Origin of the sequence: Niallia tiangongensis, assembly GCF_044704065.1 — a bacterium.
Classification (GTDB): Bacteria; Bacillota; Bacilli; order Bacillales; family Cytobacillaceae; genus Niallia; species Niallia tiangongensis.
This window is the reverse complement of record NZ_CP162613.1, coordinates 5,124,282-5,139,769: the sequence shown is the minus strand read 5'-3', so window position 1 is coordinate 5,139,769 and position 15,488 is coordinate 5,124,282. Positions and strand designations below refer to the sequence as shown.

The following is a 15,488-nucleotide window of genomic DNA, read 5'->3' as shown; positions in this document are numbered from 1 at the left end:
ATTAATGAAAAAAGTAAGTTTTTTTCGTTCTATTCATTTGAAGCTTGTATTAGTTATTGTTTTGCTTATTCTCATTTCTATTCAGATAATTGGGGTCTATTTTGTAAAGACCCTGCAGACAACGCTATTGGACAGTTTTAAAATATCGATTCAAGAAAAAGTAAATATTTTATCTATTTATTTAGAAGAGCAGCTTGTAAAGGAAAGAGTTGTTGAAAACGGTGATTCCACGTTAGAGGACGATATTAAAAGAATTCTAAGTGATAATAATTCTTCTGATATTAAGGAAATCAGAGTTGTTAATAGTAATGGCATTATCGTCGGAACCTCTGATCCAGAGAACCAACATTTGGTCGGCCAGAAAATGGTTGATATTTCGGTTAGGAGAGTTCTATCAAATTCTTCTCAACCCGATAACCCGATTAAGCAGAAAAACGGAGAGAAAATTTATGAGCTGATTACGCCTATAAAAACAAATGGGGATGAAATAGTCGGAGCCATTTATTTAGTAGGCAAGATTGAGAATGTCTATAAACAAATTGATAAGATTAACCAAATCTTTCAAAAAGGAACGATTATCACTTTATTTGTAACGGCTATATTAGGAGTTCTATTAGCAAGAACGATTACAAAGCCTATTTCTGATATGCAAAAGCATGCCTTTGCTTTATCGAAGGGGAATTTCTCTAGAAAGGTTAAGGTGTATGGCTTTGATGAAATTGGACAATTGGCAATCACGTTTAATAATTTAACAAAGAAGCTCCAAGAATCACAAGCAACTACAGAAAGTGAACGGAGAAAATTATCCTCTGTTCTAGCCTATATGACAGACGGAGTAATTGCGACAGATAGAAAAGGGCGAATTATTCTTATTAATGAGCCAGCTGCAAAGATGTTAGATGTTTCACGTGAAACAGTACTATCGGAGCCGATTATTAATCTCCTTGATCTTAATGGGAAATATACATTTGATGAGCTATTGGAGGAAAGAGAATCGGTTATTTTGGATTATAGCACTCATTATGAGCCATATATTTTACGGGCTAATTTTTCGGTTATACAAAAAGAGACTGGGTTTGTTAATGGCTTGATTACGGTCCTTCATGATATTACGGAACAGGAAAAAATTGATATGGAAAGAAAAGAGTTTGTAGCGAATGTTTCCCATGAATTGCGTACCCCATTAACTACGATGCGCAGTTATGTCGAAGCTTTATATGATGGAGCTTGGAAAGATGAAGAATTGGCTCCAAAGTTCCTAAATGTCACGCAAAATGAAACAGAGCGAATGATACGCCTAGTAAATGATTTATTACAGCTTTCTAAATTAGATAGTCGCGATTATCAGCTAAATAAAGAGCTTGTTGATTTTATCGTATTTTACAATCGAATTATTGATCGTTTTGAATTGACGAAACAACAAAATGTTAGCTTCATAAGAAAATTGCCAAAGAAAGCAGCATTTGTGGAAATTGATGAAGATAAATTAACACAAGTACTAGATAATATTATTTCCAATGCAATGAAGTACTCTCCTGAAGGTGGAAACATCACTTTTTCAATTAAGGAACAGGAGCAGCAAATTATCGTAAGTGTATCAGATAATGGTGTCGGTATACCAAAAGAAAATATTGATAAAATATTTGATCGTTTTTATCGTGTCGATAAAGCAAGAACGCGAAAGCTTGGTGGAACTGGACTTGGTCTTGCAATCGCAAAAGAAATGGTAGAAGCACATGGGGGAAGAATTTGGGCATCCAGTAAAGAGGGCAAAGGAACAAAAATATCTTTTACCCTACCGTATATTCAATCTGAAGAGGATGATTGGGGATGAAATATGAGAGTGTAAAAAGCGGTATTTTAATCTTTCTTGTAGCGTTAAGTGTGTTACTATATTATCTCCTATGGACAGATCAAGGTGGAGAATTCGATTCAATTGGTAGTGGATCGACTACTGCGCTGGAGGAATTAGGAGAAAAAAAGAAAGTAAGTGAAGTTGTAAAACCAGACGAAATTTACCAACACATGGATGGGAAGCATTATGGTACAATTTCAAGGGATGAAATAGATTCTATTATCAAGAAGCTTAAAGAATTTGAGTATGGAGATTTTCGTAATATAACTTCTACGATTGATAGTGTAGCAAGCTTCTTAGAAGAGCAGGATAATAGTCTAGAAATAAGATTTCCAGGACAAGTACCTTTTCGTATTTACAAAGAAATTTTAAGAATTGATCAGGATAATTCCTTTGATTTTGATACGATTCTGTTTTCCTATAGGGATGGGAAGGTGTATTTTCTTTCTAAAGAAACAGAGAAAGTGTATGAAACATCGATCCGTTCGAAATATGTAGAGCAACTAAATCAATTTAAAGATAGTGTCTTTAAGGAAAAAACGGTGTATTCCACTTATTTTTCGTACAAACCAAATGACCAGTATTTAATTTACTTACCTAATGAGAAGAAGGAAGTGAATAAATACAAATATTTCACGAGACAAATTGAATCGATTCGATTGAAAAAAGCATTATTTACTAATCCTAGTATCGCTCAAAAAGAAATTCTAACGAATTGGGAAGAGTATACGGATGATTCGGGTTTATTACGAATATATAAGGATACCCATATTGTCAGCTTCTTTAAACCTTCTGGCATTTCGAACGAAATGATACAGAATCATATCATTAATAATAGTATCGAGCTAATTAATCAGCGAGGTGGCTGGATTAATGATTATTTCTATGTGGGACGAGATGAAGACAGAAAGATAACCTTTCGTTTATACAATACAAATGGAATGCCTGTATTTAATTTGAAAACAGAACTGTCCGATATTCGATTATACTGGGAAAATAATAAGGCGAAGCGTCTTTTAACGAGTAATTTAATTATTATTAATACAACTACTCCGTTTGATTTTTCAAAAGAGATGGTTTCATCGGGAGAAGAGGTTTTACAATATCTCCAAAATAATAAAAAGTTAAAGACAGAAAAGCTCCAGAATATTGTGATTGGATACGATATGCAGGTCGATTCTCAAAATATCGTTTCTTTACAGCCAACCTGGTTTTACCAATATGATAATAAATGGTATACCTTATATTCGGAAGGAACAGGAGGCAACTTAGATGGACTGGAGTAAGATAAAGACCATATTTATCATTGCCTTCTTAATATTGGATGTATATTTAATTTATGAATATATAAAGATCAAAGAATACCAACGGGCGGATGACTATACAACAGAGCCAACGACCAACACGCTTTCACGATTAGGTATCAAATATGATAAAGAAAAGCTTCCAGTCAATAACCAAAAGGATCAATATTTATCGGCGAAATCGAAGAAATTTACGGATGATGAGATCAAAAAGCTGGAAAAGGGACTATTAAGTGGTCAAGAAATTACAGTAAGAGATAGCATATATCTTCAAGCAGTGCTTGTTGACCCGATCAGTATTAAAGAAGAATTTAACCCAGAGGATTTAACTGAATTTCTCTTTAATCAAGTGCTTAACGGGGCAGAGTATCGCTTTTGGAAAAAGAGTGGGAATACCATTACGTATTATCAGCAGCATGCTGGAAAGACACTGTATCGAAATCCAAAGGGTGAGATTACCTTTAATGTAAATGAAGAAAATAAAATCGTTTCCTATAACCAGACATATTTGGAAAACATTAAAGAAATGGATGAAGAGGAAACGATTATTCAGCCACTAGAGGTTATTCTTAAATTATTTACAAAAAACGTCATAGAAAGTGATTCGTATGTAAGCTATGTAGAATTAGGTTATTATACACAGCTTGATACATCTGCACAGCTGCTTGCTCCAACCTGGAAAGTAACAGTAAACGAAGAAGATTTTTATGTAAATGCTTTGGACGGAGAAGTTATTCAACTAGAAACAGATACAGAGGAAATGAAATTGGAGTGAGAGAAAATGCGGTTTAGTGTTCTCGCAAGCGGCAGTACAGGAAATGCCATTTTTGTTGAATCAGGAGAACATTCCTTTTTAGTTGATGCTGGATTAAGCGGAAAGCAAATGGAAGGCTTATTTCAGAGCATTGAACGGAAGATGAGTGATTTAACTGGCATATTAGTGACACATGAGCATAGTGACCATATTAAAGGGGTAGGAATTGTTGCGAGAAAGTATAAACTTCCTATTTATGCGAATGAAAAAACATGGAATGCTATGAATCCCTTAATCGGAGAAATTCCAACAGAGCAGAAATTTCAATTTGATATGGAAACCGTAAAGACATTCGGCAATTTATCGATTGAATCCTTTGGCGTATCCCATGATGCAGCAGAACCAATGTTTTATGTATTCCATGAGGGAGAGAAAAAGCTCGTTCTGATAACAGATACAGGTTATGTTAGCGATCGAATGAAAGGAATCATTTCCAATGCAGATTCCTATGTGTTTGAAAGCAACCATGATGTGCAGATGCTGCGGATGGGAAAATATCCATGGAATATTAAAAGACGTATTTTAAGCGATGTAGGGCATGTCTGTAATGAAGATGCAGCAATTGCAATGAGCGAAGTAATTGGAGATCGCACAAAGCATATCTATCTTGCTCACTTGAGCTTAGATAATAATATGAAAGATTTAGCTAGAATGTCAGTTGGACAGACATTAGAAAGCCGTGGAGTCGGCTTAGGGGAACAGGTTAATTTATTTGATACGGATCCGAGAATACCGACAAAGATGATGGCAATATAAGTGGATATAAAAAAAGCGGATACTAGGTTATTCGCTTTTTTTTATGGGAAAAATAAAAGTATGCTATCAATGCTTTTGGGTATCATATGGTGAAAACTTCTCTAAGTATTTCGTTTGTTTTTTTGAAAAAAAGGAAAAATAATAAAGATTATGTTGGGAAGCATTTAGATAATGCCTGCAGAAAGGAATGAAGCTAGTGGAATATGATTATGGGAATCAGGGAGATGGGCAGAAGAAAAGGTCACGAAAGGGCTATTTCTTCTCTGGATTTATTGGTGCTATTATTGGCGCAGTACTTGTTTTATTACTTAGCCCACGCTTAACAGACTTAGCAATTCTTCCGAATAAGGAGGAAAGCGGGAGTATTGTAAGCAACTCAGAAGGGATAAAAACACAGAATGTCTCTTTGAATGTAGAAACTGATGTCACAAAGGCAGTTGATAAAGCAGCTGATTCGGTTGTTGGGATTACCAATCTGCAGTCCTCTAATTTCTGGGCAGATGAAACGACGGCAGAAGAGGCTGGGACAGGATCAGGTGTTATTTATAAGAAAAGTGGTGGGAAAGCATATATTGTCACAAATAATCATGTCGTGCAAGGTGCGACAGAACTTGAGGTTACCTTATCTAATGGAAAGAAAATAAGTGCTGAGCTAATTGGTGCTGATATTTGGACAGATTTAGCAGTAGTCGAAGTAGATGCAAGCGAAATAACAAAGGTAGCCGAATTTGGTAATTCAGATACGCTGAAAGCAGGTGAACCTGTCATTGCGATTGGTAATCCATTAGGGTTAACATTCTCTGGATCGGTTACACAAGGAATTGTTTCAGGATTGGCTAGAACAATTCCAGTTGATATTAATGAGGACGGGACACCAGATTGGCAATCAGAGGTTATTCAAACAGATGCCGCTATTAACCCTGGAAATAGTGGTGGAGCCCTCGTTAATATTGAAGGTCAGCTTATCGGTATCAATAGTATGAAAATTGCTGAATCTGCTGTAGAAGGGATTGGGCTTGCGATACCAATTAATTCAGCGATACCAATTATTGAGGATTTAGAAGAACATGGAGAAGTACAAAGACCATATATGGGAGTAGAGTTGCAATCTGTTAGCGATATTCCAGGCTACTATCAGCAGGAAGCATTAAAGCTACCGGAGGATGTCACTACAGGTGTAGCGATTAAAGATGTTTCGCCAAATTCACCAGCTCAAAAAGCCGGATTAAAAGAGCTAGATGTTATTGTTGAACTAGATGGCGAAGAAATAGTGGACTTGATTGATTTAAGAAAGCATTTATATAATGAAAAGAAAATTGGCGATTCCATGAAAGTAAAATATTATCGCAACGGAAAGCTAGAAACAGCAGAGCTTACTTTATCGGAAGATCAAATGTAAGGAAGGGAAGTAGAGCAAAACCTTTATCGGTGCTGCTCTACTTTTTTTTATTAAAAGAGCTAAATGAAATATTTTTTTCAAAAAATAATGAAGTTATTTGTGGATAAGGACTTATGGTGAAAAGTAAATGAATTTTGTTAGAGAGGTTGCAGTTTTTGGGTAGAATGATAAGATGGAATGTGGATAACTATTAATTGGATCAGAAAAAAATATTATCCACAATTATTTTTAGAAAAATGAAAAAAGCAATTGCTAAAAGGAGAAGGAAAAATGATTTATAGTTGTGCTGAACACGTTGATATAGCAATAGATTCGGTTGTAAATGAGTTTGAAACATTTCCGATTTTGGAACAAATTTCAGACGAAGAAAAGTTATCAACAACCTGTGAATATTGTAAAAATAGTGCCATATATATGGTGGCGAACAAGTGATTCCATACTATATGTGGATTAAAAATGTGGATATGTGGATAACTTATGTGGATATCTTGTTTGTAAAGTGAGGAAAGCATGTGAATATCTCAATTGTTACAGTAGGAAAGTTAAAAGAAAAATACTTAAAGCTTGGAATTGAAGAATATACAAAAAGACTTTCAAGCTATTCTAAAATAGAAATTATCGAAGTTCCAGACGAAAAAGCACCTGAAATATTAAGCGAAGCAGAGATGCTGCAAGTGAAGAAAAAAGAAGGGGAACGCATTCTTGCTAAAGTTCCAACTGATGCACATGTTATCGCGCTAGCTATAGAGGGTAAGCAAAAGTCTTCAGAGGAGCTAGCCGATACCATTGATAAGCTGGGGACATATGGGAAGAGTAAGGTTACTTTTATTATTGGTGGATCATTGGGGCTTAGTGACGAGGTGTTGAAGCGGGCAGATGATAAGCTTTCGTTTAGTAAGATGACGTTTCCTCATCAGTTGATGCGATTGATTTTGGTGGAGCAGGTTTATCGGGCTTTTCGGATTATGCGGGGGGAACCGTATCATAAGTAATAGAGGTTTTTCTATCAAAAGCAAATGCCGTTAGATACACACTAACGGCATTTGCTTTATGGTAAACAAGTTATATGAACTATTATCCCTAATTCTTTACAGGTAGATATAAACGAAGAAAGTAGCCAAAGTATTTGAATAATTTGATGTGAGCAACTTCTTTTTTGTTTTAAGTTATTTAATCCAGCCTCTAAAGCACTTTTAGAAAGGAAATTAACCACTAAATAAATTTCTTTAATAGAATTAGGAGAGTTGGTAGTTGTAACATAGGATTCTCCTCCATTTTTAACTGAGTCACCAATTCTTTTTAATGAGATGTCAGTGTCCTTTATATACCCATCCCATCTTGACACTTTGCGTTCTAAGTCAGTAGCTGACATATTCATATTTCCTATATTTTTAAGGGCTTGCCCAATAACTACTTGGAAGTCTGATGCGGAGAGCGAAGAACTTCCGCTTTTGGCATGATAATAACAAATACTTTTATAATTTTTAATAGAAATAAAATCAGCAAATTCGTTGCCTAAATCATCACAAAATAAATAATCTACATCTGATGCAAGGGTATTTTCAATGAAAAAGAATAATGATTCTGGGTCAAAATTTTTTGAGGTTGACGTATAATTTTTTCCCTTTTCAGAAGTGATTAATTTTAATGATTCATAAGGTTCTAATACATTTAAAAAAGAATCCAAATTACCAAGTAATTTTGTATCCTTAAACAATTTTCTGTTAGAGTAAACGTAATCTATTTTTGCAAAAGTGATGATCAAGTTTTGTTGTTTATTTATATATTCTAGAAGGTTTACATCTTTTGAATGGTATTTAATAATAATATTTTTGAATTTTTTAGAACTTATTGTTAATGAAGACTTATTTTTTCGTAGTTTTAAGTTTTTATCAATTGAATTAGTAATTTTACTAACTTTAGATGGCGTACTATTTAGCTCAATCTCACAAAAAGTGTCAAACTCATCAATATACTTTTGAAGGTTAATTTTTTTAATACGTCCATTAAATTCATAAACAACATCTTCAATTAATCCTCTCTCAAAGTCATCCAGTAAATCATTAAAAAGGAATAATATTGATGTGGGTTCTAATCCCTCTAAAATTATGTTGCTATTTACTGGCGTCGAAAAATTATCTAAGTACGATTCTCCTAATTCAAAGGTTTGAACCCTATCAACTACCGCAAGGGACCATCTAAAGTAGTCATCTATTGATACTTTTTTACCAAGTCTATTGATTTTAGAGGTATTAAGAGCTAATGAAATTCTATTATCATTATCCTTTATCCGTAAATTATTTATTATATATTTACTTGCATAAAGAGGAGAAAAAGAATGACGTAAGTCGTTTGCCTCAATATTGCGTTTTCTAACCGAGTTACTACTAATATCCATGTTTAACATAGAGAACTTTTCAAAACTTGAACTATCACTTAAATATAAACGAGATATCGTTGTGTAATCAACGTCGGATATAAAATCCTTTAATAAAGTATTAAGTCCACTTATATTTTTTTTATTTATTACTAACATACTTGAATATTGTATTAATAATAGATAAGCGTATTTTATCTCTTCTTCGCTGCCGGATTCATCTAAAAAATTTGGCTTACCTTTATATTTAAATATACAAAGTGAATATAAAAATTCTTTATTATCAATAGAGTAAGATTCATTGATAACCTTTGTTGCATAAGGACCTGATTTTCTTTTGGAAATATTAATGAATAATTTTTTTATAAAATTATTTGTAAGATGTGCATTAATATTGTAAAAATAGGCTGTTTCCCCTAAAGATAATCTCTCAATCATTATTTAATCTCCTTACAAATTCGCTTAATTCCCTAGTAATATAAATATTCTAACATTTAAGGGATGACGTTAACAAGATTTGTAAAAAGGTAGCGACAGACAGATAGATAAGGAAAGTTTGGTAATTTCATGGATTTCATTTGGATAAATCTTCTAAAAAGTGTTATAATTTAATTGCCTCATAGAATTTGTTATGAGGGAAACTGGTGAACAGTTGTCAAGCTTTATCCCGACATATCTTGCATTAACAATCCAGCAGGAGATTAACAAGGACATTGCGAAGCAACAACACTGCATATGTGAATTAATACCTCCATTTGTAGTAATCAACCATTCTACTATACACTCTATAGTATAGCCAATAAGTGATTAAGTAGCCTTGTTGTGCGAGGGAAATTGAACACAATGAAGATGGTCCTTTTGAAGTCTAGAAATAGAATTTAATTGAGACCAAAAGTATGCTGGTGAGGGGTGACTGATTTTGGTTCAGAGTAATAGGCTACGATTACATACCCTTACTAGCTCTGCGAAAGTAGACGTTAGTAAATACAAAATGAAAAAATATAAACACTTTGACAATAGAGTCTCAATTAATAAGGTAATAAATGACATTAAAAATCCAAGCTGGGTGGTACAGCATGGATTTTTTCCATTTATTCATTTTAAAATAGAGTTTTATAAATATAGCAGGATTGAAAAAAGAAAAAAACCTAAAACACGTGATATATATTATGCTTCACACCTTGATAGTTACATATATAAATACTATGGTGATATGTTAAACAATAAGTACAATGAAGTGGTTAAGAAGCTTGAAATTAATGAAGTTGCAACTGCATATAGAAATAATCTTAATGGGAAAAGTAATATCCATTTTGCAAAGGAAGTAATAGATTTTATTAAAAAATTTGAGCGTTCATTTATTTATGTTGCTGACTTTACTAGTTTTTTTGATACATTAGACCATAAATATCTGAAAAGGCAACTTCAAGTGGTACTTAATACTGACAAATTACCCGATGATTATTTTACTATCTTTAAGAATATAACTAAGTTTAGTTGGGCAGAAAAAAGGAAAATAGAAGAAGTTTTAAATAAGAAATATAAAAGTAAAGAAAAAAGAAAGAAGTTAACAAGGCTTTTTGATGAAAAGGATTTTAGGAAATTTAGAAAATCCGCTAAAGATAACATTCAAAACAACAAAAATGATTATGGAATACCACAAGGAGCCGGTTTAAGCTCTGTGTGTTCCAATATTTATTTATTGGATTTTGATAAGAAGATAAATGATTATGTAAAAGATAACAACGGACTTTACAGAAGATATTGTGATGATTTAATTATCGTTATCCCTTTTGAGGAAGATATGCAAAATTTTGATTATAAAAACCACATGAAGTTTATAGAAAAAGCTAAGAATGATACACCAAGATTAGTTATTCAAGATGAAAAAACTAAAAAGTTCATCTATTCTAATAACAATATTTACGATGAGAGTTTAAATCCAAGTATTTTAGACTACTTAGGTTTTGCCTTCAATGGTAATAGTGTCAAGCTAAGAGAAAAAAGCTTGTTTAAATATTATAGCAGGGCTTATAAAAAGGTTCGTTTATGTAATTGGAAATCTGAAAAATGTGGAAGAAAAAAGCATAGAAAAAGCCTTTACATCAATTACACTCATCTTGGTTTACGAAGAAAAGGTCATGGTAATTTCTTAAGTTATGCTTTAAGAGCACAACAAATTTTTGATGAAAATCCTTCAACAATTAACCTTATGGAATCTCAAGTGAAAAATCACTGGAGAAAGATAAATAAACGTTTAAAAAAATAATTTATTTACAGCAGATTAAAAAGGACCAGACAATTAAAATATATAATTGTCTGGTCCCTTATTTAATACCTAACATAATGAATGGCTGTCTATAGTCAAATTTGAAAAGTTTATATTAAAACTAATGAGCTATTTTTTTTAATCACTTTTAAGTTTTTTTTTGCCCAAATTGCTAAAGGCATTGCCATAGCCTTTGCTAACATAACTGGTACAGCATTCCCAATTTGTTTATATTGTTTGTCTAGCCTATTGTTTTTTTGCACATCCATGTTTCCCCCATCAGAAAATATAAACCAATCAGGGAAAGTCTGAATACGGGCTATTTCTTTTACAGATAAACGGCGATGCAGAGATTCATCTCCAGGAAGGGTCCACTTATCTGCCTCTATTTTTATCATTTCAGGACCGCTAGGGTGTAAAGGTGCTTGTCTACCAGAAGCCTGAATTGTAAAGCTTTGTTCATTCCACTTTTTCTTTCTGTTTCGAGATAAGTAAATTGGTGAAAATCCTCCCTCAAACCAATCTCCGGGATTTGATTCAAGGTCTCCAATTGCATCTTTTAATGTTACATAAGGTAATTTACCTTTACCATGAGTAGGTTCTGGGTGGTTATATTCAAAATCCAAATCTTCGCGGATTCCAACTATAAAAACCCTTTCCCTCAGCTGTGGTACCCCGTAGTCTCGTGCATTGACCAATTTGAATTTAACATTATATCCCGCAGAAGCAAAATCCTGTACAATTTGATTAATTACTTCTCCCTTACCTAACGTCAGCATACCTTTTACATTTTCTGCAATAAATGCAAATGGTTTTGCCTGAAGAAGGCAGCGTATAAAATGTATATATAGAAAATTTCGCTTATCGTCTATTAATCGTGGACCAGCTTCACTGAATCCGGGACATGGGAATCCGCCAAGGACAAAATCTGCTTTTGGAAATTCTTTAACTTTTCGAATATCTAGTTGTTGTTGAAATACTGGAGGGAAGTTTAATCTGTATGATTCATTTGCTTCTTTAAAAAGGTCATTTGTATATATTGTATGGAAGATACTTTCTTCTCTAACTGCATTAAACCAATCCTTATCTTTAAAAGCTTTAAGAGCCTCTTCTTCCCCAATAGCTGCAGCAAGCCCCGCCAATTCGAGTCCTAAGTCTAAACCGCCACATCCTGAGAATAAGCTAATTACATTTATTTTATCTTCTCGATAATCCAAATAAGGCTGTTCATAATCATCTTTTATATTTTGAATTGTTTCTTGTTCTTCTTTAATTTTTTCTAGAAGGAGTTGCTTTACCTCATTTGAGTCGTAATCTTTTAAAGGTCGGTATTTAGCTCGTCCTCTTTCTTCAACTTTCACTTCTACATACCTCCCTTAAGATGATATTCTATTCTTATTTTAACATCTACAACGTGATAAGGCCAGTTTTTTCTTTTATAAAAGCATTCATTAACAGTACAATTTAATTAAGTTATAATATTGGGGAGGTGAGATTTGTGAAAAAGAATCCCAGGCTTATTGGGGATGAACATGTTAAAAATGTTTATCAAGCTCTGCTACAATACATAAAGAATGAACCCATTGATTACTATCCAAAAACAGTTACTCAAACTGTATTATATATTACAAATCTGTATCCCTATATAGAGTCCGTTCAGTCCAAATTTAACACAAATAATCCTGACCAGGAAAAGGATTTGACCTTGTATCTTGATAACAACCAAACAATATCAGTTAATCTTTTTCTTGTTAGAAAAGGCGGTAGAATTCAACCAAAAAACCCTGGGGCAAAAAGCTTCCTTTCAAAATATTTTTTATCTGAAAGCTTGCAATTGATGTTTAATCGACTATTCGAAGTAAAATACCAAAATTTCCTCAGTGAACTCGTAGAATTAAAATTAGGTGAGCATTATGTAAAAGATATAAAGGAATTAAAAAAACTTGTATCAAGGTACTTTCCAAAATTTACAGATGAGATTAACCCATATAGAGACATATTTTTATACAATTTAAGAGAATTATGCTTTTCTCTACTGAAGGATTTCTACAACGATAAAAATGAAGGCTTTTTTCATGCGTATAATGTTTTTTTCATGACAGAAGACGTTAATATTGTAACGAGTTATGGTAAAACTCAAAATGATGTTAATGTAGAACAGTTTAATCCAGGTATACCTCAATTTAGCGATATTCAAATATATAAGTCTGGAAAAAATACAGTTGGAATAAAGTATGGAGAAGTAGCCTTAACATTAAGATTTAAATTTGAAAGTAGCCCAACTTCTTCAATAAAGCTTGCTGCAAGCTATGACAAATTCCCAGATGAATCTGAAAAGGAAAAAATAAATTTCGATACAATAAAGAAAATGCAATATTTGTTAAACACCCACCAATATTCACAAAACTCAAACAGTAGTAATGCAATTGGAAAATGCCACGAAGCTATAACATATTTCTACTTCTTGAAGGAATTTCCTAATGTTTCACAGGTAGAGCCTGATGAGTGTGTCCAATTAATGGGGAAATATTATTCGCTTGTGAAACCAGAAGTGTTAGAAAGGTTATATAATTCAACTTCAACCCTTATTCCAGTTGTAAGAGAAAAATTGCACCAGAAATATAATTCTTTCCAAATAAAAAGCGTTGAGTTAGTTCCCGAAAGTTACATTAATGACAGACTTGATACTGGTGATTTGCAGCTAATTCTGATAGTCAATAAAGAGTATATTGTTGAAAGTATTTCTCTAAAAGCCCTTGCTAAAAGAAACAGTAAAATCACTACCAAGAATCCAGGGATTGGAACAATACTTAGTCCAACATATTTTAATATAGGCAGTATGGAATCAGTAGTTAACGAAGTAAAATCAAAATTTCAAATAGGTGAGTTAAATCACAAAGAGAGTTTAGAAGTTATAGCTGCGGACCTGGGATTAAAACTAAAAGATGCAACACAGGTGCAATTAAAAAGGGGCGTAGAAAACCTCCTTGGCAAGGCTATGATGGCAGTTACATTCTATGATGAAAATATCAGTATTTGTAAGGAGCATTCAAAAATTGATGGTAATATAACTGTTTATATAAAAACACCTACGGCAATTCAAAATACATTAGCTTGGCATAACAACTTAGAAGCAATTAACCTTCGTGTAAAGTTTAGCCGTGGGCAAAGCCATGGATGGTCTACAATTAAATTGACTTCTGAATACCAGCTAAAATAAATTGATTTTTAGATAAAATATCATAAAATTCAAATAACTGTATTTAAAATATTTTTCATATATGAGTTCACTAGTGTCGCATAAATAAGTTCTGAATTTTCAGTTTTGAATTATCCATATTTTTAAGAAAAAATGAAAACACCAAAACTAAGGTAGTAAACATCCATTTTTTTACTATAACCTGTGACTTATCCAACAACGACTGTTACAGCCCTTATGGCACGCACTTTCCTTTGATTTTGCGTAACCAAATGTTTGCGGATTTCCAGAGAGCTGCTTTTAAATAGCGACTAATTTGTAAATAACTTCGGTCGCTATTCGAGTTCAACTGGGCCAATACGTTCAAACAATACACAATCATCGCTATATACACTTGATTGTGTACAGCTTGCTCACTATGACCATAGAACTTTTTGCTATTCAAATGTTGTTTCATCCATTTGAAAAAGAGTTCAATCGCCCAACGTGATTTATAGATTTCTGCGATTTCGTCTGCACTTAAATCAAATCGATTCGTTAGTAACGTTAGCTCTTTGCCTTTTGTATCAAGTAATTTCAGTCGACGAAACACGTTTTCTGAACGGTTTTGAGTTGTACCAATCACCACCATATCATCCGATAAAACCGTGGAATGTGTAGGCAGTGTAAATGATTCAAGTACTCGTACTACGGCATTTTTGCGAAGTCTTGTGACAAAGAAATAGCCATCATCCGTCATGCGATCAAAACGTTCGTAGTCTAAATAACCACGGTCGAATACGTACATGCATTCTTTGTCGTCAATGAATATTTCTAGCTGACCTCGATCGTGTTCGATGGCATTCGTAAGCACTCCTTTATCTGGATAAGAGAAACCCTTTTCCATGAACACGAGGCGTAAGTGAAGCTTTACACCCGATTTTGTCTTTCGAAACTCTGCCCACGTATGATTGGTTAAATTAAGTGGGAGTGTACTCGAATCAATGATTTTCAGTGGTGTCGAAATCTTTCTTCGTTTTTCAAAATCTGTTTTCTTGTGGATTTGGGCGACCAAATCTAAAAAAATCGTTTGAAAGAACTCAGTTGGAATTGTATTGATTCGTCTTCCTAATTGGGAGAAGCTAATCGAGTTCAACCCTGTAGCACATTGCAAATCGTCTGAAAATACAGCGTCACTCAAAGCCCGTAAACTCTCGGTTTCATGGAGCTGCGCATACAAAAGTAATTTCAAAAAGGAAGCCATATAAAGCTTCTTTGTATAGTAGTTTAATTGATGTGTTTTCACCTGTTCTTCTAATAATGTCTGATTAAGCGGTGAAAACCATTGTTCAAATGATGTTTTTCGTGTAAACTTATCCATGCGTATGTCCTTTATTGTGGATTTGGATAGGTTACTACCACCAAACCATTATAAAGGATTTTTTTATGGAAAAATCAAGTTGCAGAAAATTCAGTTTTAAAATTTGTGTTGAATTATTTTAGTGCGACACTAGTGATATGAGTTAATTTCATAAT

At 33.3% G+C, this 15,488-nt stretch carries 12 protein-coding genes; 9 read left to right on the top strand and 3 right to left on the bottom strand.

Annotated elements, in window-relative coordinates; all coding sequences use genetic code 11:
- Positions 1-4 precede the first annotated feature (4 nt).
- From walK to rlmH, 7 genes are all read left to right on the top strand, one after another.
- Positions 5-1,834, top strand: a complete 1,830-nt coding sequence (gene walK / locus AB3U99_RS24290) for a cell wall metabolism sensor histidine kinase WalK (RefSeq protein ID WP_400244618.1) — start codon at positions 5-7, stop codon at positions 1,832-1,834.
- Positions 1,831-3,141 carry a YycH family regulatory protein gene (locus tag AB3U99_RS24285; protein ID WP_400244616.1) on the top strand — a complete coding sequence of 437 codons (1,311 nt, stop codon included), beginning with the start codon at positions 1,831-1,833 and terminating at the stop codon, positions 3,139-3,141. The genes walK and AB3U99_RS24285 overlap by 4 nt, the downstream gene beginning before the upstream one ends.
- Entirely contained in the window at positions 3,128-3,934 is an 807-nt protein-coding gene (locus AB3U99_RS24280) for a two-component system regulatory protein YycI (protein ID WP_400244614.1), read from the top strand. The genes AB3U99_RS24285 and AB3U99_RS24280 overlap by 14 nt, the downstream gene beginning before the upstream one ends.
- A 6-nt stretch (positions 3,935-3,940) precedes the next feature.
- A complete protein-coding gene (locus AB3U99_RS24275) occupies positions 3,941-4,729 on the top strand; it encodes an MBL fold metallo-hydrolase (RefSeq protein WP_400244612.1) in 789 nt (262 codons plus the stop codon).
- Between the two features lie 187 nt (positions 4,730-4,916).
- Positions 4,917-6,128: a S1C family serine protease gene (locus AB3U99_RS24270; protein ID WP_400244610.1), complete on the top strand. Its 1,212-nt coding sequence runs from the start codon at positions 4,917-4,919 to the stop codon at positions 6,126-6,128.
- Between the two features lie 270 nt (positions 6,129-6,398).
- A complete protein-coding gene (locus tag AB3U99_RS24265; protein WP_400244608.1) occupies positions 6,399-6,560 on the top strand; it encodes a CxxH/CxxC protein in 162 nt (53 codons plus the stop codon).
- Positions 6,561-6,640: 80 nt separating this feature from the next.
- Positions 6,641-7,120 (top strand): 23S rRNA (pseudouridine(1915)-N(3))-methyltransferase RlmH, encoded by a 480-nt coding sequence (rlmH, locus tag AB3U99_RS24260; protein ID WP_400244606.1) that lies wholly within the window; start codon positions 6,641-6,643, stop codon positions 7,118-7,120.
- Positions 7,121-7,176: 56 nt separating this feature from the next.
- Here rlmH and AB3U99_RS24255 read toward each other — a convergent pair whose 3' ends face one another.
- Positions 7,177-8,943, bottom strand: coding sequence for a hypothetical protein (locus tag AB3U99_RS24255; protein ID WP_400244604.1), 1,767 nt, complete (start codon positions 8,941-8,943; stop codon positions 7,177-7,179).
- A 481-nt stretch (positions 8,944-9,424) separates the two neighbouring features.
- Between AB3U99_RS24255 and AB3U99_RS24250 the strand changes: the two genes are divergently transcribed.
- Positions 9,425-10,774: a reverse transcriptase domain-containing protein gene (locus AB3U99_RS24250; protein WP_400244602.1), complete on the top strand. Its 1,350-nt coding sequence runs from the start codon at positions 9,425-9,427 to the stop codon at positions 10,772-10,774.
- A gap of 110 nt (positions 10,775-10,884) precedes the next feature.
- On the opposite strand, the gene AB3U99_RS24245 is transcribed toward AB3U99_RS24250, so the two are convergent.
- The gene (locus tag AB3U99_RS24245; RefSeq protein ID WP_400244600.1) at positions 10,885-12,135 is read right to left on the bottom strand and encodes a DNA cytosine methyltransferase; all 1,251 of its coding nucleotides are present in this window, start codon (positions 12,133-12,135) and stop codon (positions 10,885-10,887) included.
- 137 nt (positions 12,136-12,272) lie between these two features.
- Between AB3U99_RS24245 and AB3U99_RS24240 the strand changes: the two genes are divergently transcribed.
- Entirely contained in the window at positions 12,273-13,994 is a 1,722-nt protein-coding gene (locus tag AB3U99_RS24240) for a hypothetical protein (protein ID WP_400244598.1), read from the top strand.
- 214 nt (positions 13,995-14,208) lie between these two features.
- On the opposite strand, the gene AB3U99_RS24235 is transcribed toward AB3U99_RS24240, so the two are convergent.
- Entirely contained in the window at positions 14,209-15,333 is a 1,125-nt protein-coding gene (locus AB3U99_RS24235; protein WP_400244596.1) for an IS4 family transposase, read from the bottom strand.
- Positions 15,334-15,488 lie beyond the last annotated feature (155 nt).

What these genes read in the sequence shown, in the direction of transcription:
- walK (WP_400244618.1), top strand. Translation starts at nt 5, where the DNA reads ATGAAAAAAGTAAGTTTTTTTCGTTCTATTCATTTGAAGCTTGTATTA.
- AB3U99_RS24285 (WP_400244616.1), top strand. Translation starts at nt 1,831, where the DNA reads ATGAAATATGAGAGTGTAAAAAGCGGTATTTTAATCTTTCTTGTAGCG.
- AB3U99_RS24280 (WP_400244614.1), top strand. Translation starts at nt 3,128, where the DNA reads ATGGACTGGAGTAAGATAAAGACCATATTTATCATTGCCTTCTTAATA.
- AB3U99_RS24275 (WP_400244612.1), top strand. Translation starts at nt 3,941, where the DNA reads ATGCGGTTTAGTGTTCTCGCAAGCGGCAGTACAGGAAATGCCATTTTT.
- AB3U99_RS24270 (WP_400244610.1), top strand. Translation starts at nt 4,917, where the DNA reads ATGAAGCTAGTGGAATATGATTATGGGAATCAGGGAGATGGGCAGAAG.
- AB3U99_RS24265 (WP_400244608.1), top strand. Translation starts at nt 6,399, where the DNA reads ATGATTTATAGTTGTGCTGAACACGTTGATATAGCAATAGATTCGGTT.
- AB3U99_RS24255 (WP_400244604.1), bottom strand. Translation starts at nt 8,943, where the DNA reads ATGATTGAGAGATTATCTTTAGGGGAAACAGCCTATTTTTACAATATT.
- AB3U99_RS24235 (WP_400244596.1), bottom strand. Translation starts at nt 15,333, where the DNA reads ATGGATAAGTTTACACGAAAAACATCATTTGAACAATGGTTTTCACCG.